A 25,316-nucleotide genomic window follows, 5' to 3' on the forward strand; every position below is an offset into this window, starting at 1 on the left:
TTGGAGCATTTAAAGACTGATTGGAGTAGAAGAACCAGGTATCTTCCTGATAAAATTAAGAAAATCTATCATTGCATAAACATGAGGGGGAAGAGGACGCACACATGAATAAAAAGGAAAGAAGGACCCGTTACATGAGCCGATACATTGCCTTGACCTGCGCCGTTGTGACATGGCTTGCCATGCCCGTCTGCGCCGATAACGGCGGCAAGGCGACGACGAAAGATGTCATCGTTCAGGCGACGGCTGCCGAAGAAGCGGCGAAGTACGAGTCGCAGCAGACGACGATTATCACAAAGGCCGATATCGAAAAAAAGCAGGCTAAATCCGTAGAGGATATCATTTTCAATGAAACCGGCGTGTCCCGTACCGTCGATGCCATGGGCCGCGTGGGGGTCTCCATTCGCGGCGCCGAACCGCGTCATACGCTCATCCTCGTGGACGGGCAACGTGTCATGGGGGATCTTGCCAAATATTATGGTGCAAGTGATGAAGTTATGCGCCTCGGTGCAGAAAATGTCGATCACATTGAAGTTATTCAAGGTGCTGCCAGCGCCAAATACGGTGCCGATGCTATCGGTGGTGTTATCAATGTTGTCACGAAGAAGGCCGCTAAAAAACCGACACTGCAGTTTAATGCGGAAGGCCGCCGCGTTAACGGCAACGGTGATATTGCGCCGTATCAGAACTTCTTCCTTCGGGCCGACTCGGGCGACCTCGGCAACTTGAGACTGGGATTATACGGCAGTAAGCGGGATATCATGCCCGTCTATGCATCCCGTCAACGTTCGAGCAGCGTTATGAAATCGAATGTAAGCAATTTTGAAAAAAACTCTTTGCGTTTTTACGGGACGGCAGCCGATACGGGTCTTACCGGTACGTATAAGATTAATTCACTAAACAGTATCGACTTTCGCGTAGATAGATATACGGAAGACCTGGAACGGTATTTAAAGCGTAGCGACAGCATGATGGAGCCGCAGCAACACTTTAAGCGCAATATGAGTCGCAATACATACGGTATTACATGGTCCGGTCGGGATAAGGGAAAAACGGACTGGACAGTGGACGCCAATTATACGCGGACTAAAGAAGACGATATAACACTTGACAGTTACTATGGCAAGTCCTCATATGAAGGGAAAAATAAACTTGACTACGTCGACGATGTGGACCATAAGCAAATCAGTATTTCCGCCACGGCGAATACGCAAGTAAACGACAAGCATTTATTGACCTACAGTGTGGGATATTCGCGCGAAGACGGCTCGGGGAGCCGTGTGAAAAGTGCGCCTAATGTCCATTTAAAGACCATAGACCCGTGGGATTATGACAAAAACCTGTTTGTCATTTCTAAAGAAAGCCCCCTTGTGGAAGGCAAGGTGGGCGACGTTGCGTCTGATGTTCATGCTTACGAAATGGTGCGCGGCGCAGACGGAATCCCTCGTTGGAACAATGATTTTGAGTGGTATAACTACGACCGCAATGTAGCAGGGAGCAAGAAACCGGATTTTACGTATACGGAATACAAGCAGTATTTCCCGAACGGAGCATCCGTTGTAGCTTATGACAATTTGCCAAGTGATGTAAAACGCCGTGCCGATGCCTTTGCGGGTAAGATTATTGCTGAAAACCCCGGTAAATTCGATTCGATTTATGCCTACAGTAGAAATATGACGGCTATTGCCAATTATTTCGAAAAGCTGAATATATCCGACGTTACATTTAACGGCAAAGTGTTTAAAGGTGCCTATACGGATAGAAATAATAAGGTTTTTGTCGGCGAAGCGACGATTAAGAAAGAGTTTGTAGTTCTGCAGGATCTGTGGCAGATCAATAAAGATACGACTGTCAGTCCGACTCTGCGTCTCGACCATAGCGACCTTTTCGGCTCGCATGTGACGGCCAACCTGGGTATGACCCATAATGTGGGCGGCAATGTTCATCGCCGTTTCAAAGCGAATATCGGTACGGGCTATGCTGAGCCGGGTATGGGTGAACTGTACTACAACTGGGAAATGTACGGAGGCAGTCCTGTCGGCTCCGATACAGCTCGGTTAGGATGGTACTTTATCGGCAATCCGGACTTAAAGCCTGAAAAATCCTTGAACTTTGATATCAGTATTGAAGGGGAGAATAAAAACACAACGGCTCGCTTGAATCTTTTTCACAATCGCATCAAAGACTATATGAGCATTTATTTTACCGGCGCTCTCATGGATTTCCATCCGGAGCTGAATGAGTCGTCCACGTGGGGCGCAAGTAAATTCTTATATGCTCCCGATATGATTTACAGCTTTAAGAATATCGGCAAGGCTGAAATTACGGGCCTTGAATTGGAAGTAAAGCAAAAGTTTAATAAGCATTGGAGCGGTAAACTCGGTTATACATATTTGCATGCCATAAATAAAACGGATCCGACCATGCCGCGGCAGCTCTTGGATAAGCCTGTTCACAAAGTGGATATCGGTCTTTCTTACGAAAATGAAAAGAGCGGTTGGAGCGGCAGTATTTGGGGAGATTACTATATTCGCATGCTCGACAGCAACACCATCGGCAATAACGGCAATTACATGGAATCCTATATTGCACCGGACAGCGTACATTCGGAAATCCACTACAACTTTGCGCGGCAGGGTGCTCAAACGTACGAACGCAAGACCTTCGGCGTTTGGAATTTCATGATTCAAAAGAAATTTAATAAAGATTCGCTGGCTTATTTTGGCATTGACAATATTTTTGCTCATCGCGATGATGACAGAGCCTTACAGGATCGGGTATACCGTTTCGGTGTTAATATGAAGTTCGGCGCATCCGGTGAAGAAAGCGGAGATAAGGCCGCGACATCCGGCAATAAGGCAAATAAGGCCGATATTTCGGCGGCGGCAGGCGCTGCAGGCAAGGAAACGGCTGCAATCGCTAAAACAAGCGGTTTTATTACGCGTCCCTTTGAAGAAGGACGGGAAAAGGGTATCGACTTCATCGGCGATTATCGTCTGCGTTGGAACGCTCATGACGGTTCCGAACGTCCGACGGCGAAGGTTACCTTTGATTCCCGTGTCGGTAGTGCCGAGAAGAATTTGATTGATAATGATGAACACGGATTTGAACAGCGCATCCGCGTCGGCTTCGATGCGCGTCTGGGGAAAAATACGAACTTGAAGGCTCTCGGCAGCGCATCCGGTATGTCCGGTGTCGACACGTCATACGACATGTCCGAAAACAAGGGCTTAAAACACAAGCGTTTAGAGACGCTTGATTTAACGCACCACACGAATAAATGGGACTTCTCCGTAGGCCGTTTGACAGAGCCGATGGGCGTAACGGGATACTGGTTCGGCAAAGAATTTGACGGTGCGCGTGCCGTGTGGACCGGTAAACGTTCGCAAGTCCGACTGGGCTACGGCAGCTTTAAGCACAGTACGGGTATCAGTGATTCGCCGTATACGCACGTTATTCGGGAAAACTATATGCGCGTGCCCACGCTTGACGAATTTATCGGTCTCGTGTCGCGTGATGCAGGCATCAGCTTTGACGGTGAACGCCGTGTTGAAGGCGCTCCCAATACGATTAACTTCTATCAGCAGCTCGAAGCGGCAAAGGCTGCAGGTGCATCAAGTGAAGAGTTATTGGGCATTATGCGCCGCATGTACGATATTGCCAAGGCTGCATACGGGAATTACTTGAATGAAGCCGTGCTCTCGGAGACGAAATTTGAATTGGCATTATCTGAACGAGTACCGTTTAAGTATACCTATGAAGATGAAAATGGAGATGAACAGGAAGGTACATTCGTTCTTCCTCATGATCCTGCTTTTTACTATGATTCCCATCGTTTTCTTATCCCCTTTGATGATGCATCTCCCCTTCAAGGCAAAGCGTTCTTTGATTCCTGGTGGGCTGCTAATGAGGCCAAGGTTAAAGAATGGTACACCGATGCCGCTTATGGAGCCCTTGGAGAACGAGGGATCGAGGCAGATAGCGTAGATATTGATGTGAATGCTTTGAAAGATAAGATATACCGGGAAAACTTCGTGGATCCGTCGAGTAGAGACAGCTTATTCGAACGTCGGGATATGCCATATGTTATTAATCAATACTTCAGCGCGGTTGCCAAACGTATTCAAGAAACAGATCAGGGCAGCCAGCTGCCGCGTGAGGCCTTTAAGAAAGTCATTGGTGAAGTTATTCCGGCATACACGGCCGTTCTTGTAAAAGATGATATACCTTCATTGAAACGAGCCGCATTCATTCAGGCTAAACACGAGATAACACCGTCCTTCGGTGTTGCCGCATGGTATTTACGTTCCTTCGGTGATGATTATATGACCTTGCGGGCGACAGAAAGAGGAAACGAGATTCATGAGTTCGGTAAGCTGGCCAATATTATCGGTATCGGTATGAACTGGGAAATCGACAATGACGTGAACCTGTCCTTTGATTACGGTCAAAACCGCACCGATTTTGGCCGATTCATGAACGGCAATACGCAGTATAGACATAAATACGGTTCGTCAACGTATGACATTATAGGCCATCAATCAGGCGGTACGCCCCATTTCTGGGCTGTACGCTTTGACATCGGCAAGTCCGACACGGACGTGCCGGGCAGCTGGAACGCTTTTGCGGACTATAAATACTTCCAGCACGGCTCCTTCTTCGGCGGGACCGGGGCTGAAGGAGTGCCCGACCGTTACCTCGACGGTATCCGCAGCTTTACAGTCGGTGCGGGCTACGTACCGGCGAAAAACTTCCTCCTTGAAGCGTTCTACACCTTTGACGCGAAGGGGATCAACAAGCGTGACACCCTGTACGGACCGGAAAACTTCAAGCTCGGCAACTACACACGCATCCAGGCAACATATAAATTCTAATCGCCCTGTGGCGGTATATGGCAAAAGCAGCCTTCTTTTCTTCCGGAAAAGAGGCTGCTTTTTTACTCACGAAATACACATAACATAGAATGTGAAAAATTTTTGTCCGATTGGATTATTTCAGGACTGAATGGAGTAGAAGAAACAGCGCTTACTCGCTATTATAAAGATAATGATAATTGGAATTATCACGCATGTATGCAGTATTTGGGAAAACAGTTATGTAAGGGGGATGCATATGAAACGATCGTTTAGGCATGCTGAAAAGTATACTCTTTTGATGTGTGCCGTATTATCCTGGCTGTCCATGCCCGTTTATGCCGATAACGGCGGCAAGGCGACGACGAGAGACGTCATTGTGCAGGCGACGGCAGCGGAGGAAGAGGCAAAGTATGAGTCGCAGCAGAAGACAATCATTACAAAAGCCGACATTGAAAAGAAACAGGCAAAGTCTGTTGAGGATATTGTCTTCAATGAAACAGGCGTATCTCGGACGGTGGACTCAATGGGGCGCGTCGGTGTATCCATTCGCGGTGCCGAACCGCGCCATACGCTGATTCTTGTTGACGGCCAGCCCGTTATGGGGGATCTGGCGAAGTATTCCGGCGCCGGCGATGAGCTGCAGCGCCTCGGTACGGAAAATGTGGATCACATCGAGATCGTGCAGGGTGCGGCCAGTGCCAAGTACGGATCGGACGCCATCGGTGGGGTCATCAACGTCATTACGAATAAACCGCGGAAAACGGCCGGTATCCAATTTAATATTGAAGGCCGGCGGGAAAAAGGGAACGGTGACATCGCTCCTTTCTCCAATTACTTCCTTCGTGCCGATTCGGGGCAAATGGGAAAATTCCGCTTCGATATTTACGGCAGCAAGCAGGATATCATGCCGATCTATGCCAGTGAGCACCGTAAGGTCAGTGTCTTATCTTCCGATGAAGATCACGGCTTTTTGAAAAATTCGCTGCGTTTTTACGGCACGAACTCGAATATGGGAATATTCGGTATATATGATATCAATAAAAATAATTCTCTTTCCTTTCGAGCAGACAGGTATACGGAGGATTTAGAGCGATATGTAAAGCGCAGTACTTCGTATATGGAACCGCAGGTTCATTATAAGCGTGATTTGGACCGCAATACTATGAACCTTACGTATAACGGGAAAAACAACAAGAGTACGTGGAAGACCGAACTGAACTATGCGCGCGTTAAAGAAGACGACGTGACCTTGACGAGCGATTACGGCAACAGCACGTATGAAGGGAAAAATACGCTTAATTATGTGGATAATGTGGATCACCGGCAGTGGAGCTTCGACGTTTCCGCCGATACGCAGGTAAACGAGAAACACCTGGTGTCGTACGGCTTCGGCTATGCACTGGAAAAAGGCGAAGGGAGCCGCTTGAAGAATGCCCCTCATACATACGTGCGCAATATTGACCCGTGGGACTACGATAAAAGCCTTGCCGTCAAGAACGGAGTCCCTTCTTCAACCGTTTACCGCCATTCTTTTGCAAAAAATAATGCCGGCGTCGAACAGTGGGATAAGGAAAAGGAATGGTATAACGGCAATAAAAACGATCCGTCTACGCTGCCGCAGTTTACGTATGAAGAATACCTGCAATATCTGGATCCCGAAGCGGGAATTGATGCTGCCGCCGTCATGGGACTTGTAGACGGACCCGTGACGGAAAAGACGCTGAAAAAACGGAATCCCGAAGCATATGAAAGGTATAAACAGTTTGCCAAAACACTGCTGGAAAACAACCGGGAGTTTATTGAGGATTACCATAATAATAAAGAAGGCCGGAAAGATGAGAACGGTCACTATTATCCGGCTCTGTATGACGCGTATTTACCTAGCTTTTATTACGGCGCCGTACCGGGGTTTGATTCGACGAAGCTGAAGCTGAACGGCGCTTATTTCAAAGAAGAATACAATAAGCGCATCAATCAGCAGACCGTCGGAGAGGCAACCATCAAGAAGCAGCATTTTTTCATACAAGATATGTGGCAGGTCAACAAGGACACGATCCTGTCGCCGATCCTGCGTCTTGATCACAGCGATCTCTTCGGTTCCAACCTGACCTTCAATATGGGGATGACTCATAATTTAAGCGGTAATACGCACCGCCGTTTGAAAGCTAACATCGGTACGAGCTATACCGAACCGGGTATGGGTGAACTTTATTATAATTGGGAAATGTACGGCCCGAATATTACGAACGCCACCATTGGCGGCGGCGAAGCCCGCCTCGGCTGGTATTGGGTCGGCAATCCGAACCTGCAGCCCGAAAAATCACTGAACTTCGATATATCCGTGGAAGGAGAGAATAAGAATACCTATTCCAAGCTGACCTTGTTCCATAATAAGATCAGAAATTACATGTCCGTTTATAATACGGGTTATCTGATGGATTTTTATCCTCAGTATGATGAGTCGACGACGTACGGTGCGGCGAAATTTGCCCATGCACCCGATCTGATCTACAGCTTCCGCAATATCGGCCGTGCCGAGATCACCGGTGTCGAATGGGAGCTGAAGCAGACCTTGTCGCAACACTGGAAGGCCCGCTTCGGCTACACCTATCTTCACGCCGTGAACAAGAGCGACGCCGATATGCCGCGCCAGCTCTTGGATAAGCCGCAGCATAAGATAGATATCGGTATCGATTACATCAATGAGAAGAGCGGCTGGAGCGGCAGCCTTTGGGGCGATTACTACATTCGTATGCTTGACAGCAACTCGCTGAGCGGGGGGGGGAATTATATGGTTTCGTATATCGATCCGAACAATTCCGACCGTTCCGTCATCCGCTATAATTTTAACAACAGGCGTACTGCCGATATGTATGAGCGCAAGACCTTCGGCATTTGGAATCTGATGATTCAAAAGAAGATCAATAAGGATTCACTTGTCTACTTCGGCATCAATAATCTCTTCGGCCACCGCGATGATGACCGCGCCTTTTCCGGCCGGGTCTATCGTATCGGCGCCAACCTGAAGATCGGCAGCGATGCGAATACGAAAAAAGGGGCGGCCGTGGCGACAGACCGCGTAATGAGTCCCGTATTGCTGCTGGACTTTCTCAACCGTCCCTTTGATACTGAAAAGGCGGAAGGCGTTGAGGTTACCGGTGATTATCGGGGTCGTTGGGACAGTCATCTCGGCTCGGAACGCCCGGCTGCACGCGTTACGGCAACAAGCTATGTCGATGCCGGTGCGGCGAAGAACCTGGCAGATAAAAAAGAACACGGCTTTGAAGGTCGGCTGCGCCTTGGCGTCGATGCGCGCATCGGTGCACATACAAATGTTACCCTTCTCGGCAGTGCGTCCGGTCAAGCCGGCGTAGATTCCATGCATGAAACGGAGGGCTCTAAAGGGCTGAATCACCGGCGCCTGGAAAAGGCCGATATTACGTATAATACGGGCAAGTGGGACTTCAGTGTCGGCAGATTGAGCGAATCCATGGGCGTGACTGGATACTGGTTCGGCAAGGAATTTGACGGTGCCCGTGCCGTGTGGACGGGAAAACGTTCACAGGTTCGCGTCGGCTTCGGCGATTTCAGCCATAGCACGGGTATTACGGATTCGGCCTATACCCATCCGATTTACACGGACTTTATGCGTGTGCCGACTGTTGATGAATTTCTGGGGATCACGATGGATACGGACGGATCGAAGAAAGAGCTGACCGTAGCCGATGCGGCGCCGACAATCAACTTCTACCAGCAGCTCAAGGAATTGCGTGCTCGCGAACAGGCCTTGGCGGACCGCGTGAAGGATGCGGAGAAAAAAGCGGAAGATTTGACAAGTGATATTTGGACGAAGGAAAATCTTGAAGGTGCTCCCGAGTCGGTGCTGCAGCCCATGCGGGAGGAATTGGCGCGTATTCAGGCGTCTATTCCCGTTCTTCGGTCCGAATATACTACGCAGCTGGAACCGCTGCGGAAAGCGCAGTTCGACGTCGTCCACCGTATGCAGGACATCGTCGTCAAGGCCTACGGCAGCGACACGGCTAAGCAGACCGTGACCTTGCGAATGCCCGAAATTCCCGTTACCTATACCTATCATGAACGCTATTACGATGAAGATGACGAGCAATGGTATGATGAAGAACGGACGTTTACACAGAATCTGGCTCCCGGCGTAACGGGGCTGAATCAGAAAGATCCCCTCTTTGAACTGTCCCTTGCGGATATGTCCGTATTAGCGAACAACGGCAAGGATTATCTCGAAAGGTGGTATGACAATAATACGGCAGCTATTAAGGCGGCATATGAGCAGCGTGCCAGAGATGTGGCAAAGTTTGCATTTAACGGCAGTCCCTATACGATGCATATTGATGATACGGCACTGAATGACTTGAAAAATAAAATTTATCAGGGAAATTCCGTCGACTTGCCTGATTCAGGGACAAGCGGCAAGATTAATGTCAAGACAAGTGAGTACTATCCCACCTTATTGGCCGATTATTTCAATGCCTTGGCGCGTGTGCTGGAATCGACCGACGGTTACAGCAAACTGCCGCGTGAAGCCTTGGGCAAATACACGGGCAATGTTATCCCGTCCCGGGGCGTCGTCCTGCAGCGTGACTATATCCCGCCTATCGACAGGGCGGCTTTCCTGCAGGTGCGCCGGCTTATCGGCAACAGGCTCGGCCTTACGGCATGGTACCTGCGCTCCGTTGGCGGCGATACGTATACGTTCCGTACGGCTGTCGGCACACATACGGAAGGTCGGGATTTCAGCAGTCTTGCCAATGTCTTTGGCATCGGGGCGAAATATCAATTAGGACGGAACGCTTCCGTTTCCTTCGACTACGGTCAAAACCGCACCGATTTCGGCCGGTATATGAACGGGCACACGCGGTATGATCATACGGCAGGTTTATCGGATTTCGTTATTCAAGGCAGAGACATGGGCGGCACGCCGCACTTCTGGGCTGTACGCTTTGACATCGGCAAGTCCGACACGGACGTGCCGGGCAGCTGGAATGCTTTTGCGGACTATAAATACTTCCAGCACGGTTCCTTCTTCGGCGGGACCGGGGCTGAAGGAGTGCCCGACCGTTACCTCGACGGTATCCGCAGCTTTACGGTCGGTGCGGGTTACGTGCCGGCGAAAAACTTCATCCTTGAAGCGTTCTACACCTTTGACGCGAAGGGGATCAACAAGCGTGACACCCTGTACGGACCGGAAAACTTCAAGCTCGGCAACTACACACGCATCCAGGCAACATATAAATTCTAATCGCCCTGTGGCGATATATGGCAAAAGCAGCCTTCTTTCCTTTCGGAAAAGAGGCTGCTTTTTGGGATTCAAGCCCAATTTATAATTTAACGTTACTGTAAATAACATGGTTTGTCAAGGCTGGAAAAATAACAAAAAAATATGTTAGTGTAAGATAATTGTGGGAAAACTTTATCGGGGTAAAGTATAGGCATACAAAAAGAGAAGGAATCCTTCGGTATAATTAAGTATCAACATCCCAACGCAAAGGAGACCTTCTCATGAACAACATTATACAACAAATTGCAGATAACAGCACAACTTTCTTCAATAAAACGATGGAAGATATTTTATGGGTAAAACCGCGTTGTCCGGTATTACGGAGAGTGTGGAAGCCTATTCACGGCGGCTTGGCATGGAGCTGTTTCGCGCGGTACTGCAGGAAGTAGATGAGGCAATTTACGAAAGTGTAAAACAAACACAAGCGTATCACGTAAAAGATAAGGAGCGTCCACGCACGTTAGTTACCCCGTTTGGAGAATTAACCTTTTCGCGCCGCTACTACTAACACAAGCAAAGCTGAAGTACCCGTAGCGGTGGTAAGCGAGCCTGTATTACAGAAACAGTGCGTACGGCGCAAGTTGGCTTACTGTACGTATGAAGCCGCGCAAAAATTCCGGATGCCCGGAAGCGAAGTGGCAACATATGGCAGTTGGATGCGCAACATACAAAATGGAGGCTATCATTATCTAAATTAGTTTTAGTTCCAAAGGAGTCCCTGTCAATCCATTTCCCACAACAACTTGACACTGTCAAAAATATCGAAACTATTGACGTGCTGCGCCGCAAAATGTTACGTTATACACAAATGAGCAACTTGCAGTTGCAACAACATTAAAATTTATTTGTGAGGAGTGTGTCAGTATGCGATTGTCTCGACGGATTCATATTTTATTAGGTGCGGCCGTTCTTTCTTTGTGCACTGCCGTTCCGGGATTTGCTTCGTTTGTGCCCGTTCATTCGGTAGTATTCGGCCCGGAAAGAAACAATTACGATGATTCTTTTAAAGATCACGGCAACAAATTTCATATTTCCTATACTCGTGAGAACGGTGTACCTCAAATTATTGTAAAATCACACGGCAAGGTGATTTACACGAAGGAAGTTCCTTCACTGGGACGTTTTTACACGATGGAAATTCATCAGATCGTAAATGAAGATGACGGCCGGAACTTCTACATCGTTCAGTCCAAGGATTCCGAATTTTCCTATCTCATGGGCTATGATGAACGAAAGAAGGAATGGCAGACCTATACGGAAGCGCAGAACTACTATTCACCTGTTCCCGGTGAAGCCGTGCATGAAGGCATTACCATTCACTACGGCGACCTGGGCGTATATCACTTCAACAACCTGAACGACAGCTATCACTGGTACAAGTTGTTCTGGGATAAGAATGCCGATTGGTTCGGTTACAGAGAAGGTGAAGAAACGCGGCGGACGACATATTTCAACAGCGCCTTGGTTTACAATCCGCAGTACCGTCCCGTTTATGCCAATGCGGACTACGAAACGTACCTTGATATGGACTCCATCGACACGGATAAGGACAAGAACGGCGTGTGGACCTTTACGGCCAGAAAATACGAAACCATTATGGAATCGGATATCCTGACGGGTGAAGGCAAAAAGGCGAAGTACCGCGTCGATACGAACGACAGCCGGGCGTATATTTACAATAAGGCTACGAAGAGCTGGGATGAGCTGCCCGTTCATACGACGCCGTCAAGCTCCGAAATGGCGGACAGCGTTGCCGTCAACTGGGCGTGCAAGCATCATTTCGGTTATTTCCTCGGTGACCTCGGCGGTGCCATGGACCGCTATGTGGCCGATTATAAAGGCTAAGGCTGCAGCAGTTCATTATAATGCGAACAGAAAAAGGGCGCTCTTTTGCGGGAGCGCCCTTTTAGCTGTGTACGTTTACAGGAAGAAGACAAGCGTGTTCAAGATGAACACCGGGACGAGGATGGCGCAGGACCAACCCATATAACCGAAAAAGCTGGGCATTTTAATGCCGTTCTCTTCGGCAATTGCCTTGACCATGAAGTTAGGTGCATTGCCGATGTATGTATTGGCACCCATGAAGACGGCACCGGCCGAAACGGCGAGGAGCATGTGCTGCGTAATCGTGCCGACTGCCGTGGGGATGCCGACGGTCGCACCGAGAGCGCCGGCTGTCTGCATGAAGACGAGATACGTCGGCGTGTTGTCGAGGAAGGACGAAAGGAATCCCGTCGTCCAGAAGAGCTGCCACGGTTCGGTCAGACCGAGCTGGCTGCCGTGGATTTTAAGGAAGATGAGGGCCGGAATCATGGTGATGAAAATGCCCATGAAGAGAACCGCCACTTCGATAATCGGCGCGTGAGAGAATTCGTTCAGTTCGCGCGTCGAGTCTTTTGTCGTTTTTAAAGACAGGTATGCCGCAATGAGGATGATAACGACTTCGGCCAATGTCGCATAGGGGAAGACGAGCTCGTCGAAGACGGGAATACCCGCGTTATCGGCGAAGAAGGCAAACTCTTTCGGTAAAACACCGTTGGCAATGACGCCGACGATAATAAGGGCAATGAAGAGAATGTTGTGCAGCCCTTCAATACGAATGGGCTCTTTTTCCGCTTCCGCCAATTCGTCCATGGGCGAGCGGCCTTCAGCCAATTCCTGCCTGCACCGGTAACTGTCGAGGAAATAGAAGAGGACGAAGAGAAGGATCATATTGAAGATGAGGATGGGCATCAGGTGGAAGGTCCATGTAAAGGGTACGCCGCGCTGGAAACCCATGAAGAGGGGCGGGTCGCCCAGGGGTGTAAGACAGCCGCCGATGTTGGCAACGAGGAAGATGAAGAAGATGATGACATGCGTTTTTTTCCGCCGCCACTTATTGGCGCGAATAAGCGGGCGAATCATGACCATGGCCGCGCCGGTCGTGCCGATCCAGCTGGCCAGGAGCGTGCCGATGAGGAGTATGACCGTATTGACCTTAGGTGTACCCGGCAGCGTTCCTTTGACGGCAATACCGCCGGCGGCGACGAAGAGCCCGAAGAGGAGGACGATGAACGGCACGTAGTCGAGGAGAACCGATTCGAGGAGGCGGAACCATGCTTCACCGACGCCGTAGGCATAGGCAAAGGGAAGAATGAAGACCAGTGACCAAACACCGGCAGCAACGTGCATATTCTTTTCCCACCAGTGGGGATGTGTCAGCGGCATAACGGCAATGGAAAGAAGCATGCCCACGAAGGGGAGAATGCTCCAAACCGGCAAGGACGCTTCCACCTGACCGTGCATATCATTGGCCAGGACGGGTGCAGCCCAACAGACTGCCAACGTGAGAACTGAAAAAAGCGTTTTACCTGAGGTACTCATAAAAACCACCCTCCAATAAATTTATAATATTCAACCTTGAAACTTTAAAAATATTGTATCATAATACGATACGGAAATGCACTGTTTTTACTTAAACGGTTAATCCGGTTAAAATAATATGGAAATCATTCAGCCAGGCAGGAATTTACGTTCTTGCGGCGAACTTATCTTATTATATAAAATTCCTAGGAGGGGTGCATGATGAAAGATTACAAAACCATTGTCGTTCCCGTCGACGGTTCGGAAAACTCGAAACGCGCTATAGAACATGCCGTTACGCTTGCGTCCACAGTAGGGGCGGCGCTTTTGTTGGTATATGTGGCGAATATCGTATCCGTTATTTCCAATTTCGATCAGATCCCCAATGCCAGCGGCTACGTGACCGAACAAGTGGCACTGGACATGGAAGAAGAAGGAAAGAAGATTTTGGCCGAATTGGCCAAGGATATTCCCGACACGATTACGGTTAAAGAAGCTTTTGAAGTGGGTTCACCCGGGCCGGCCGTCTTGTCCGTTGCCAAGAAAAACAATGCCGATCTCATCGTCATGGGCAGCCGCGGCCTCGGACCGCTTAAGGGGCTTTTTATGGGCTCTGTCAGCAGCTTCGTCGTAACCCACGCCGCCTGCCCCGTTATGATTGTCAAATAAACCGTTCATGTAAAAAGCTGTAATCAAGCCTTTTTGATTACAGCTTTTTGCGTTTTTGACACTTATGCTTCCGGCGAAGATTGACCGATAATTTTCCGGCCGTCTATATAAATTGTTGCGGGAACAGTCGTTTTTTGTTCAATAAGATCCGTAATCAGCCGCATACAGGCTTCACCGATTTGTCCCATCGGGATGTCAACGCGGGACAGAGAAGGAATGGAAAAATCATTTATTTCGGGCATCGTAATCCCGATAGTAAATACTTCCAAGTCTTGCGGAATAGCAATGCCCAGTTTGTGGCAGGCGAAGAGTACGCCGTGAGCGAGAACGTCGGACTCGCAGAAGAGCGCCTGCGGCATACGCCCCGTGCGGTACAGTTCTTCGCAGACCGTGACGGCACTTGCCGACGACGTGTCGCAGAGAATGATGTTGTCGTCGCTGATGGGATGTCCCGCTTCGGCAAAGACGTCGAGGAAGCCGTTCATCCACATGCGCATAATCGGAAAGGACGTGTCGTGTGTCAGAACACCCGTGTGGAAGAGGTTTTTTTCCAGAAAGTGTTGTCCTACATTGCGGCCGATTTGATAGTTGTCCATAGTCACGCAGCCGTATTTGTCGGAAATTCGGTTGAAGAGGACGACCGGGCAGGTGAAGGTCGTACGGTTCAAGTAGTCCATGTCCTTGTCGGACATGTTGGCGATGATAATACCGTTAAAAAATTTATTCTGCTCCGTTTCCAGCTGCTTGTGCAGTTCGTCGACCTTATAGGGGACGACGGTCAGGTGGACGGGGTTGTTTTGCCGCATAATTTCACGCTGCAGTCCCAGGGTAATGCGCGCTAAGTAGTTAATACGAAAGTCCGTAGCCCAGTAAAAGGCGACAGAATACGAATCGGACTGGGCAACACGCAGCTTTTTGGCCGATTGATTGGGCACGTAATTCAGGTTGTGCGCAATTTCCAAAATACGCTGCTGCGTGTCGTGTGAAATTTTTCGTTCTTTTCCTTTGCCGTTCAGTACGATGGAAACCGTCGCAATCGACACATCCGCCGCTTTGGCAATATCCTTTATGGTAGGCATATATATTCACCCTCTTTTCATATATTTTGCCATAAGTATTCTTTATTTTCAATTATCCTTGCCTATTCGGTATGATATAATAGGCAAGCAGGCGCTGAGTGTCATAAAGGGCGGCGCCGTATTTAAGACGGAGCAGGCGGAAGGTGCGAACAAACATGGCTTATAGAGAAGAAGTGGACGAAAAATTACGAAATCTGGCCAAGCCGCCGGGAAGCTTGGGCCTGTTGGAAAAACAGGCCAAGCAGATTTTTCTTGCCTGGGGAGAAATGTATAGGGAACTGAAACCGAAACATATCATTTTTGCCGCCGATAATGGCATCGTCCGCTCCGGCGCGGCAGCACAATTATCGGAAATTACATACTTGCAGACGAAAAATATGGTCGACGGATTGGCGGCCGTGTCCTGTTTCTGTGACTATAACGGTATTCCTTATGAAGTCGTCGACGTGGGTATCGACAGCGAAGACGCGGTGGGGCTGGATTACAAAATCCGCCGCCGTACGCGGGACTTTGCCGTCGAGCCGGCCATGACGGCAGACGAGGTGCGGCGTGCCATGGACATCGGCGGAGAAAGAGTGAGCCTTGCGGTAAAAGAAGGTTTCAATCTTCTCTCTTTCGGTGAAATGGGCATAGGCAATACGACGACGTCCGCCGCCGTTCTGACGGCTCTTGCACCGGCACATGCGGCACTTATCGCCGGGTACGGGTCGAGCCGAGGCAATTATAAACTCTTGCGCCGCAAAGAAGCCTTAATCACGAAGGCGCTGAAGAAATACGGCGGTGCCATGAAGACGCCCGTCGATGTCCTGCAGCATGTAGGCGGATTTGATTTGGCAGCCATTTGCGGCGCCATGCTGGCCTGCGCGGACCGGCACATCCCCTTTTATGCGGACGGATTTATAACGGCCGCCGCTCTCGTCTGCGCCGTGCGTATAAACGACGGCGTGCGGCAGTACGCGCTTCTTTCTCATATGTCCTGTGAAGCCGGCATGGCCGTCGCCTTGCGTCTTATCGGCATGGATGAATCGCAAATCCCCATTCACGGCGAATTTTCCCTGGGTGAAGGCACGGGCGCAGTCCTCGCCGTTTCTCTCATGCAGTCCATGATGTACGCAATTTGGCATATGGGCACCTTGGACGGCGTTAACGAAGAAGCGGAACGGAAAAACAGGAGGAAAATACCGAAAAAAATCAAACGTAAACGTATGAACGAGCGATTTGCCGAATGGGATGCGTTTTGAAGGGAACATCCTGTTGAATGGCTGCATATAAGCTGCATTTACTTATATAATTGTCGCCAAAGCGTGGTTCTGCTTATTGATAGCGAAACGGCGATTTCATTGTATGTATATCCTAAAAGTTTTCTTATTTTTTCAACACCCGCTTGAAAATCTTTTTTGTCCGAGATTTTTTCTTTTGTCAGCTCCGGGTGTTGTTTTTTTATGTCATCCAGGATATTCGCTTCTCCAATCGCACTTACTAATACGGCATATCGATGTTCGGCAGATTTTGACCGGGAAGAATTTAATAAAAAAACATAGCGAGTACTTATAGAACGCAGCTCAAGAATATTACCGGGCCAGGAATATGTTCTCAGCAAATTACTCATTTCATCTGTTACGGCGGCCAGTTTTTTGGATGAAGAAAGATTTGAAATATATTTGGCGAACAGCAGGGGAATATCTTCAAGGCGCTCATGGAGAGTCGGAACCGAGATTTTTAAAATAGACAGCGCCTGTTTCAAATCGGGTCGGAGTTTATTGAATTCCGTCTCGGTTATAATGGTATAAAATATTATATTAAAAGTGACGGGAGAATCCATGCCGGGTAAAAAGAATTGTCGTGTATTCAGCGCCCTTAGGATAATTTCTTGGGAACGGGCTGTAGCCAGTCCTATATTTTTCAATATAATACTGCCGCCGTTGCCGGCTAATAACAAACCGGTCGTTGAATTATTTTTTGTAGTATGGCCATATAGGATTTGAATGACATTGTCATCGTTTATAGTAGCGAAATCAATCGTAATGCAAGGCATGGAAGATCTGGCCGACGCGTTATGCAGACAGTTGGCAATTTCTTCTCTGCCGGAGCCGACAGGGCCCGAAATTACAGTCTGTGTATTTATTGGAGAGAAGTTTTTGCAAGTATCCAGCAGTTTTTTCATGGCCAATGAGTGCGCTGTAATATTGTTTAAATTATGAACCGGTGAAATGCTAAAAAGCTCCTTCTTATTTTTATTTTTTAAATTATGCGGATTGGGATGAAATGTCATAATAACTCCGGCAACGGTATTATTTACCATTATTTTATCGAATACGCACCTCATCATGACTGAATTGATCAAATGGTAACGGTCACTTGACTGCAGACTGTTGCGGATAAATTTTTTTAAGGGAAGATTGGGTAATATATCCTGTACCGATAAAGATATAGCCTGGTGATGCGGGATATTAATATGTCCCTCCATTGTATGATTGATAAATTCTATATTTCCGTGTATGTCAGTAATAATAATACCCAGCTGTGATGTATTTAAAACAGAATGAAAGATCGCTTGATTACGCTTGGTTTCGTAAACCTGCTTTACAAGCTCTCCTGCTTGATGTATGGCTTCGCGAATTGTTTCTTCTCCGGCATATACCAAAATTCCTCTTTTGCCTAACAGTCGCGCCCACTTTATTGCCGCCGTGGCACCGATAATAGTATCACAATCGGATTGTTTTATTAAAGCAGGTAAGTCGGGAATATTGTCGAAGATGATGGGAATTAATTGTATATCCATTATATGGCTGTATAATGATAAATTAGGCGGCGGCGTGAAACGGTAGTAAGCAATTCCGAGTTTGTGACAGCCGATGTTTTTGGCCTGTTTTATTGCCGTAATATAATCAATATCATGAATTCGGAATGATACCAGCGGCAGGTCATAATTTCTGGTGAATTTGGCGGCACTGCCGCCTCCGGTTATAAATACTTCACAACCCATTTGTTTAGCCGCCGCAACACAGGCGTCTTGTGAATCCAAGTCGGATTCCATTACAATGTATTCAATTTCTGAAGGGGGCAATGTTAAAACTATTTTTCGAGCGAGCTGTATCATATAGGAATATCCCAATATACAGACTTTATATTTCCCGGATATATCTCCTGTATGCATAGAAAAACACCTCCTTTACCTTTTTATCATGCGAATATTTTAACATTCCTATAATGTGAAGGAAATATTATCGATTTTAGAGCTGAAAACGAGTAAATATGTTTCAAAGAATAAGAGCGGCAACTTTATGAAACAAAGTTGCCGCTCTTATTCTTTCAGTATAAACGAGTGGAGTGAAGACATGGCGGTTGATAACATAAATTACAAAGCCGGAGGTTATTACATATGGAGGTGCATTTGAAATGAATAAAGCGTTGGAAGATATTGTTGTCTTGGACTTGACCCGGGTTTTGGCCGGACCTTACTGTACGATGATGCTGGCTGATTACGGGGCCGAGGTGATTAAAATCGAGGTTCCTGAAAAAGGAGATGATACGAGAGCGTTCGGGCCGTTAAAAAATGGCGCCAGCATGTATTATGCCAATGTCAACAGAGGAAAGAAAGGCGTCACATTAAATTTAAAAAATCCTAAAGGCAGGCGGCTGTTTCTTGAGATGGTCAAGAAAGCCGATGTTGTCGTCGAAAATTATCGGCCGGGAGTTATGGAGAAGTTGGAACTGGGGTATGAAACATTGCAGAAAATAAATAGTCAGATTATTTATGCTGCCGTATCCGGTTTCGGCTGTTACGGGCCTAAGTCCCGGCGTCCCGGATATGACATTATTGCGCAGGCTACCGGCGGGCTGATGAGTATTACCGGTGAACCCGGCGGACACGGTATCAGAGTGGGGAATGCCATGGGCGATGTTCTCGGAGGGATGAATTTGACTATCGGAATTTTGATGGCACTTCATGCGCGAAATTTGACAGGGAAAGGGCAGCGGGTGGATGTCTCTTTGGTTGATTCGGTAGTGGCCAGCTTGGAAACGGGGACACAACGCTTTTTTGCTTCGGGAAAACAGCCTGAATTAATGGGAAATCGGTATGCGGCGGCTTACCCGTATGATTCATTCAAAGCTGAGGACGGAAGTTTTGTTATCGGCTGTGGGAATGACAAGTTATTTACCCTGTTTTGCACAAAGGTATTGATGCAGCCGCAATTATTGGAAGATCCTCGTTTTGCGACAAATCTGAAACGCTGTGAATATCATGATGAATTGAAGCCGATTATTGAGGAATGGAGCTGTAAGCATACTGTTGATGAGGCCGTTGACCTGCTTAATGCCGCAGGCGTTCCTGCCGCTCCGATCAATGGGTTAAAGCGGGTAACGGAAGATGAACATATTGTTAAAGCTCGTGAAATGTTTGTTGCGCTTCCGCATCCGATTATTGGCGACATGAAGGTTAATGGCAATCCGGTCAAATTATTGGCTACAAAAGCTGATATAAGCCGGCCGGCACCATCGCTGGGACAGGATAATGTGGCCGTTTATGGCAAATTATTGGGATTGGACGAGCAAACGCTGGAAGAATTGAAGAAGGAAAAAATTATCTAAGAACGGAGAAATTACAATGCAAACGGTTAAATTTATTGAAGTAGGACCGAGAGACGGATTTCAGAATGTAAAAAAATATATACCGACCGAAGTGAAGCTGAAGGTGATTGATTTGTTGATTGATGCGGGAGTGAAGTCGATGGAAATCGGTTCTTTCGTGCATCCGAAGGCAATTCCGCAAATGAAAGACGCAAAAGAGGTCGTAACTAAAACTTTAGAGACGCACCAAGATAAGGGAATTGAATTTTTTGCGTTGGTTCCCAACCTTTTTGGCGCAAAAGCGGCGGCAGAATGCGGGCTCAAAAAAATTGATACTGTTATTTCCGTCAGTGAATCACATAATAAAGCAAATATCAACAGGACAGTTGAAGAGTCATTGCAAGGTCTGGAACGGATTCGAGAGACATTACCGGATATGGAAATTATCCTGTCCATGGCGACAACATTTACTTGCCCGTTTGAGGGAATTACGCCGATAGAAAATGTGTTGAATATAATCCGGCAAGGGGTGAAGATTGGAATACATCAATTTTGCTTAGCCGATACGATCGGGCAAGCGGATCCGGCAATGGTCAGGAAAACCGTTCAGGCAGTAAAAGAAAATTTTCCGGATGAATATTTTGAGTTGCATATTCATGATACCCGAGGAATGGGTATTGCTTCTACGTTAGCCGGTATTGAAGCAGGTATTGCCAATGTTCAGGCGGCGGTGGGAGGCTTAGGCGGTTGTCCGTTTGCTCCCGGTGCCTCAGGAAATGTTGCTTCTGAAGATTTAATTTACATGTTGGATGCGATGGAAATAAAAACAGGAGTTGATTTTAATAAAATTCTTGCAGCCGCAAAATATGAAAGGCAAGTTATTGAGGGTAATTATAGCGGGCATCAAGTGCTGATCGGAGAACACTGTAATACATAGATTGCTATGGGTTGCTTCTGAGAGAGGAGTTTATTGATTATGGAAATGGATCTTTTAGCTCTGTCATTGTTTATTGCCACTATTTTTCTGGCTTTTTTCCGTAAAGTTAATGTGGGTATCGTAGCGTTGGCAGTAGGTACGGCATGTGTAAGAATTTTCGGTATGACTGATAAACAGCTTGTAAGTGCCATCAGCAGTTCTATGTTCTGTACGCTTGTCGGAATCACATTTTTATTTGCCGTAATCAAATCCACGGGGGCATTGGATTTATTGGCAAAGAAAATTGTAACGGCGACCGGTAAAAAAGTCTGGCTATTGCCGATAGCAATTTATGCAGCCGGATTTATTGTTGCCGGTGTCGGGCCGGGGGCTATTCCTGCGTTGGCTATTATTCCGGCTTTGGCCGTTACGACAGCACTGCAGGTGGGATATAATCCTTTGATGTTGGCGTTAATCGGTGAATTCGGCCTTATTGCAGGAAGGATGACGAGTGTAACTCCCGAGGCGGCGATTATATCTGCTGCTGCCGCAAGTGCCGGGATGTATAATGTAATGCCGGTTATTTTGGTATGTCAAACACTTGCGACATTGGTTTTCTCGGTTGTTGTATATATAGTTTTTAAAGGATATCAATTAAAAGAGCCGATCCGGACATATGAAGCGGTGGAGATTCCGCCCTTTACAAGGACGCAATTAACTTCTTTGAGCGGGGTACTCCTTATGCTGATATTAATGATAGTTTTCCATGTCAATATTGGCTTGGCGGCCTTTATTTCCGGCACGCTGCTTGTTTTGGGCGGAGTTGCGCAAGACGGAGAATGTTTGAAGGCTTTGCCGTGGGGAACTATTATTATGGTTTTAGGGGTAGGTGCCTTATTATCCGTGGTTGATAAAGTAGGAGGGATTAAGTTAATGAGTGCGGCCATTTCCTCCATTATGAACAGCACGACGGCAGTGCCGTTGATCGGGATATCGGCAGGGTTATTAAGCTTGGTAAGCTCCGCCTTGGGGGTCGTGTATCCGACGATGATGCCTATGTGTTATGATATTGCCGTGCAAGTCGGCGGAGTTGAACCGGTTGCGTTAATGGCAGCTGTAGGAGTCGGCGGCTCTTTGGCGGGAATATCCCCGATGTCTACCGGAGGAGCTTTGATTTTAGCTGCAATGGGGACTAACATCAAAGACTTTACAGCAACTAAGCAAACAAAACTTTTTGCCGAATTGTTGATGATGGCCTGCATTGGGTTGGTTGTTATTGCCGTAGTCTCGGGGCTTACATTCAATTTGATTGCTGAAATTATGTACGGATAACGGAATAAAAAAACTGCGACTAATGAGTGTGATGCTCACTTAGTTGCAGTTTTTTTGTGGAATTCTGACGGTGAATTGTAAAATATATTGCGACAAATAAAAAGACTCATATTGGAGATCTCGTGTAAAATGTAAATAACCACAAATACATGACACGGAGGTCTCTAATATGAGCTATATACATCTTACCATAGAAAAACGAAGTCAAATAGAAGTTTTACGAAGAGAAGGATACTCTGTTCGTAGGATTGCTAGCTTAAACGGGGTTCACCATTCTACTGTAGCAAGAGAATTAAATCGCGTTGAAGGTGAATATTCTGCGATTAAAGCACAGCAATTAGCAATTAGTAAGTCTGCTAATAAAGGCAGACCAACAAAGTTAACACCTCAATTAGCGGCTTTAATTGAATCCAGGTTACAACAAACTTGGTCTCCAGAAGAAATAGTTGGTGCTGAATTAGTTGGAGTTCTAAGCTTTAAAACAATTTATTCTTGGATCCATCGTGGTTTTCTTGCTGTAACAGAAAAAGTACTTCGCCGGAAAGGCAAAAAGCCTGGTACACAAGAAAAGCGTGGACGGTTCAATGTGAAAAAGACCATTAAGGACCGACCTCAAGAAGTTGAAAACCGTAAGACTTTTGGTCATTGGGAACTAGATACAATGGTGTCTTCCAGAGGTCAAAGTAAAGGTTGTTTAGCTATATTTGTTGAACGTAAAACTCGATTTTATGTAGCAATAAAAATGGACGACCGAACTAAGGAGTCTATGTTTTTAGCTATTAGTTCCCTATACAAAACACATTAACAAGTAAATTACTTAAAAACTTTACAGTGGACCGTGGTAAAGAATTTGCGTGCTTTGAACAGGTTGAAAACGACAATGTATTTTGCTGATGCCTATGCAGCATGGCAACGTGGCTCTAATGAAAATAGTAATGGTTTACTTCGAGAGTTTTTTCCTAAGAAAACCGATTTAGCTAAAGTAACACTAGATAAACTAACAGAAGCACTAGTGCTGATTAATAATCGACCTAGAAAATGCCTTGGGTTTAAAACACCATTTGACATGTTTAAACATGAGATTAAAAAATTGATTTAATTTTGTCGCATTACTTATTGCAATTTATCGTTTAAAATTCCGTCAGCTGAATTTCATCGCGTTTTTCCGGCTGAACCCTGGTTTGACCTTTTTGGACGCGGTGTCAGCGAGGTTTTAGGGAATTTGTTTTCTATGATAGTGGGGATTTTGTCTGCACAAGCTTATATTCAAGCATTATTTTCTGCAAGCGATGCTAAAACGGCTGCGCGTGGTGCCCTTACGGCGTCAGCTATAATTATCCCGTTTGGATTGCCTATCGTTGCCATCGGTATGTACATGCATTATGCGCACCCTGAAATAGTGCCTATTACGGCATTGCCTACGTTCTTTTTGACATATCTTCCGGACTGGCTGGGCGGTATTGCCATTGCAGGCGTTTTATTAGCTATTATCAGCTCTACGGCCGGCATGGCATTGGGTATCGGTACGTTGCTTTCGCGTGATTTTGTTGCCAACGTTTTTAATGTGCAGTCCAACTTTAAAATCCTTTGGGCCAATCGTATTACAATTTTTCTTACAATGGTGATAGGAACGCTGGTTTCATATATTAATTTGAATGCGACGATTTTGGAGCTGAACTTCCTGTCATTTATTTTACGCGGAGCGGGTGTATTTGTTCCGTTGACAATTGCCGTGTTTAAGCCCGGATGGTTGCCGCCTAAATGGGCCTTGGCTTCTATTATAATTGCTACAATTGTGCCTATCGTATCGAAAATGATACTTCACTTGACTGTCAATCCCTTGTATCTGGCGTTAAGCGTCAGCTTGGCTGTTATCGTAATCGGCATATTGGCGGGCGGCAAGAAGCAACATGAAGTATATTTGCAAAGCAAGGTGAACGCGGCCGGGATAGATAATGAAAGCGAAGCTTAATCCGGGTAATTAAAAGAGGTCGGTATTTACGGAAAGGAGTAATCAACATGGAGCGGTCCTATAATTTCAGCGTGGGAGCAAAACGGTTGGCGAATGTTCAGCCGTCGGCAATCCGTAAGGTTTTGGAAAAAGCTGTTAAATTACAAGGTGAAGGGCATCATGTAATTTTTTTCAGTATCGGAGAGCCGGACTTTAATACTCCGGAGGCGATTAAATCGGCTACCATACAGGCAATAAAAGATAATTTCACGCATTATACCTCTAACAGAGGGCATGCTGGGCTAAGAAAATCTTTGCAAAATTATATATATGGTGAGACCGGTGTCAGTTATGATCCGGAAACAGAAATAATTTTAACCTCAGGAGGTGCGGAAGGATTAAATAATGTAATGCTGAGCTTTGTGGATGAGGGTGATGATGTTATTGTACTGACACCGTTTTTTGTCAACTATAAAATGCTGGTAAATATGTGTGGCGCCAATTTTATAGACGTCCCGTTAGATGATAAGGAAGGGTTTAAGCTTAATATTGCAACACTTGAAAAGGCAATTACACCAAAGGCCAAAATGTTGATCATTAATAATCCTAATAATCCCAGCGGTGTAGTATTTTCTAAAGCTGAGCTCAATGCAGTTTGTGAAATGGCTAAAAAGTACAATTTCCTGGTTTTATCAGATGAAATGTACAGCCGACTTACATATGGAGCTGCTAAGTTTTATTCTATGGCAGCCTTCCCGAATATGAAGGAGCGGACGATTATTGTCAGCGGATTCTCCAAAACCTTTGCAATGACGGGTTGGCGGGTAGGTTACCTTGCTGCTGCGAAACCGTTGGCAGATGTGTTAATTCGTACACATCAGTACTCTACTACCAGCGGAACCACTTTTATTCATGTCGGATTAACAAAATCTATGGACAGCGAAGAAACTAAAGTTGATGTGGAACATATGGTAAATACATTTGGAAAGCGCCGAGCTCTAATGCTGCAAAAGCTTTCGGAGATTCCCGGAATCTCTTATTCAAATCCTGCCGGTGCGTTTTATTTATTGATGAATGTCGCCGCATCAGGCTTGAGCGGGGAAGCCTTTTCCGAACGATTGCTTGCAGAAAAACATGTGGCGACTGTTCCGGCTAAGGCGTTTGGGGATAATTTTGCCGACTATATTCGAATATCTTATGCAACATCTGAATCCGACATAGAAGAAGGAGTTCGGCGAATAAAAGAATTAGTTAAAGAATTGAAAGACGGCAAAAACTGAAACTG

General features: G+C 46.7%; 14 protein-coding genes and 1 pseudogene. 12 read left to right on the plus strand and 3 right to left on the minus strand.

The features are described 5' to 3' along the window. The first annotated feature begins 104 nt into the window (after positions 1-104). The 4 genes from BQ2674_RS08100 to BQ2674_RS08115 all read left to right on the plus strand — a co-directional run bounded on the left by BQ2674_RS08100 (position 105) and on the right by BQ2674_RS08115 (position 12,015). Positions 105-4,874 (plus strand): TonB-dependent receptor plug domain-containing protein, encoded by a 4,770-nt coding sequence (locus BQ2674_RS08100; RefSeq protein ID WP_075573271.1) that lies wholly within the window; start codon positions 105-107, stop codon positions 4,872-4,874. Between the two features lie 307 nt (positions 4,875-5,181). Then, positions 5,182-10,131, plus strand: a complete 4,950-nt coding sequence (locus BQ2674_RS08105; RefSeq protein ID WP_392397682.1) for a TonB-dependent receptor domain-containing protein — start codon at positions 5,182-5,184, stop codon at positions 10,129-10,131. Between the two features lie 331 nt (positions 10,132-10,462). Then, positions 10,463-10,678 (plus strand): UPF0236 family transposase-like protein, encoded by a 216-nt coding sequence (locus BQ2674_RS08110; protein WP_075573273.1) that lies wholly within the window; start codon positions 10,463-10,465, stop codon positions 10,676-10,678. Positions 10,679-11,034: 356 nt separating this feature from the next. Further along, positions 11,035-12,015 carry a hypothetical protein gene (locus BQ2674_RS08115; RefSeq protein ID WP_075573274.1) on the plus strand — a complete coding sequence of 327 codons (981 nt, stop codon included), beginning with the start codon at positions 11,035-11,037 and terminating at the stop codon, positions 12,013-12,015. A 75-nt stretch (positions 12,016-12,090) separates the two neighbouring features. Here BQ2674_RS08115 and BQ2674_RS08120 read toward each other — a convergent pair whose 3' ends face one another. Further along, a complete protein-coding gene (locus BQ2674_RS08120) occupies positions 12,091-13,533 on the minus strand; it encodes a sodium:proton antiporter (protein ID WP_075573275.1) in 1,443 nt (480 codons plus the stop codon). 201 nt (positions 13,534-13,734) lie between these two features. Between BQ2674_RS08120 and BQ2674_RS08125 the strand changes: the two genes are divergently transcribed. Beyond that, positions 13,735-14,181 carry a universal stress protein gene (locus BQ2674_RS08125; protein ID WP_075573276.1) on the plus strand — a complete coding sequence of 149 codons (447 nt, stop codon included), beginning with the start codon at positions 13,735-13,737 and terminating at the stop codon, positions 14,179-14,181. Positions 14,182-14,243: 62 nt separating this feature from the next. Here the strand turns inward: BQ2674_RS08125 and BQ2674_RS08130 are convergent, their stop codons facing one another. Beyond that, a complete protein-coding gene (locus BQ2674_RS08130; RefSeq protein ID WP_075573277.1) occupies positions 14,244-15,260 on the minus strand; it encodes a LacI family DNA-binding transcriptional regulator in 1,017 nt (338 codons plus the stop codon). Positions 15,261-15,415: 155 nt separating this feature from the next. On the opposite strand from BQ2674_RS08130, the gene BQ2674_RS08135 reads away from it, so the two are divergent. Continuing rightward, complete coding sequence (locus BQ2674_RS08135) at positions 15,416-16,501, plus strand: nicotinate-nucleotide--dimethylbenzimidazole phosphoribosyltransferase (RefSeq protein ID WP_075573278.1); 1,086 nt, start codon at positions 15,416-15,418, stop codon at positions 16,499-16,501. 38 nt (positions 16,502-16,539) lie between these two features. Here the strand turns inward: BQ2674_RS08135 and BQ2674_RS08140 are convergent, their stop codons facing one another. Next, complete coding sequence (locus tag BQ2674_RS08140) at positions 16,540-18,417, minus strand: PrpR N-terminal domain-containing protein (protein WP_075573279.1); 1,878 nt, start codon at positions 18,415-18,417, stop codon at positions 16,540-16,542. 254 nt (positions 18,418-18,671) lie between these two features. Between BQ2674_RS08140 and BQ2674_RS08145 the strand changes: the two genes are divergently transcribed. The 6 genes and pseudogenes from BQ2674_RS08145 (at position 18,672) to BQ2674_RS08170 (ending at position 25,311) form a co-directional block, all read left to right on the plus strand. Next, a complete protein-coding gene (locus BQ2674_RS08145) occupies positions 18,672-19,853 on the plus strand; it encodes a CaiB/BaiF CoA transferase family protein (protein WP_235828842.1) in 1,182 nt (393 codons plus the stop codon). Between the two features lie 16 nt (positions 19,854-19,869). Beyond that, positions 19,870-20,769: a hydroxymethylglutaryl-CoA lyase gene (locus BQ2674_RS08150; protein ID WP_075573281.1), complete on the plus strand. Its 900-nt coding sequence runs from the start codon at positions 19,870-19,872 to the stop codon at positions 20,767-20,769. A 39-nt stretch (positions 20,770-20,808) separates the two neighbouring features. After that, positions 20,809-22,080: an SLC13 family permease gene (locus BQ2674_RS08155; protein WP_083222328.1), complete on the plus strand. Its 1,272-nt coding sequence runs from the start codon at positions 20,809-20,811 to the stop codon at positions 22,078-22,080. Positions 22,081-22,249: 169 nt separating this feature from the next. Further along, positions 22,250-23,179 (plus strand): annotated as a pseudogene (locus BQ2674_RS08160) (IS30 family transposase). A 132-nt stretch (positions 23,180-23,311) separates the two neighbouring features. Continuing rightward, complete coding sequence (locus tag BQ2674_RS08165) at positions 23,312-24,052, plus strand: SLC5/6 family protein (protein WP_075573282.1); 741 nt, start codon at positions 23,312-23,314, stop codon at positions 24,050-24,052. Positions 24,053-24,099: 47 nt separating this feature from the next. Beyond that, positions 24,100-25,311 carry a pyridoxal phosphate-dependent aminotransferase gene (locus tag BQ2674_RS08170; RefSeq protein WP_075573283.1) on the plus strand — a complete coding sequence of 404 codons (1,212 nt, stop codon included), beginning with the start codon at positions 24,100-24,102 and terminating at the stop codon, positions 25,309-25,311. The last annotated feature ends 5 nt before the right edge of the window (positions 25,312-25,316 follow it).

It is taken from the genome of Megasphaera coli (genome assembly GCF_900095855.1).
GTDB classification, from domain to species: domain Bacteria; phylum Bacillota; class Negativicutes; order Veillonellales; family Megasphaeraceae; genus Megasphaera; species Megasphaera massiliensis_A.

Excerpts from the sequence above, each read along its gene's own strand:
- BQ2674_RS08100 (WP_075573271.1), top strand. The coding sequence starts at position 105 with ATGAATAAAAAGGAAAGAAGGACCCGTTACATGAGCCGATACATTGCC.
- BQ2674_RS08105 (WP_392397682.1), top strand. The coding sequence starts at position 5,182 with ATGCCCGTTTATGCCGATAACGGCGGCAAGGCGACGACGAGAGACGTC.
- BQ2674_RS08110 (WP_075573273.1), top strand. The coding sequence starts at position 10,463 with ATGGGTAAAACCGCGTTGTCCGGTATTACGGAGAGTGTGGAAGCCTAT.
- BQ2674_RS08115 (WP_075573274.1), top strand. The coding sequence starts at position 11,035 with ATGCGATTGTCTCGACGGATTCATATTTTATTAGGTGCGGCCGTTCTT.
- BQ2674_RS08120 (WP_075573275.1), bottom strand. The coding sequence starts at position 13,533 with ATGAGTACCTCAGGTAAAACGCTTTTTTCAGTTCTCACGTTGGCAGTC.
- BQ2674_RS08125 (WP_075573276.1), top strand. The coding sequence starts at position 13,735 with ATGAAAGATTACAAAACCATTGTCGTTCCCGTCGACGGTTCGGAAAAC.
- BQ2674_RS08130 (WP_075573277.1), bottom strand. The coding sequence starts at position 15,260 with ATGCCTACCATAAAGGATATTGCCAAAGCGGCGGATGTGTCGATTGCG.
- BQ2674_RS08135 (WP_075573278.1), top strand. The coding sequence starts at position 15,416 with ATGGCTTATAGAGAAGAAGTGGACGAAAAATTACGAAATCTGGCCAAG.
- BQ2674_RS08140 (WP_075573279.1), bottom strand. The coding sequence starts at position 18,417 with ATGCATACAGGAGATATATCCGGGAAATATAAAGTCTGTATATTGGGA.
- BQ2674_RS08150 (WP_075573281.1), top strand. The coding sequence starts at position 19,870 with ATGCAAACGGTTAAATTTATTGAAGTAGGACCGAGAGACGGATTTCAG.
- BQ2674_RS08155 (WP_083222328.1), top strand. The coding sequence starts at position 20,809 with ATGGAAATGGATCTTTTAGCTCTGTCATTGTTTATTGCCACTATTTTT.
- BQ2674_RS08165 (WP_075573282.1), top strand. The coding sequence starts at position 23,312 with ATGATAGTGGGGATTTTGTCTGCACAAGCTTATATTCAAGCATTATTT.
- BQ2674_RS08170 (WP_075573283.1), top strand. The coding sequence starts at position 24,100 with ATGGAGCGGTCCTATAATTTCAGCGTGGGAGCAAAACGGTTGGCGAAT.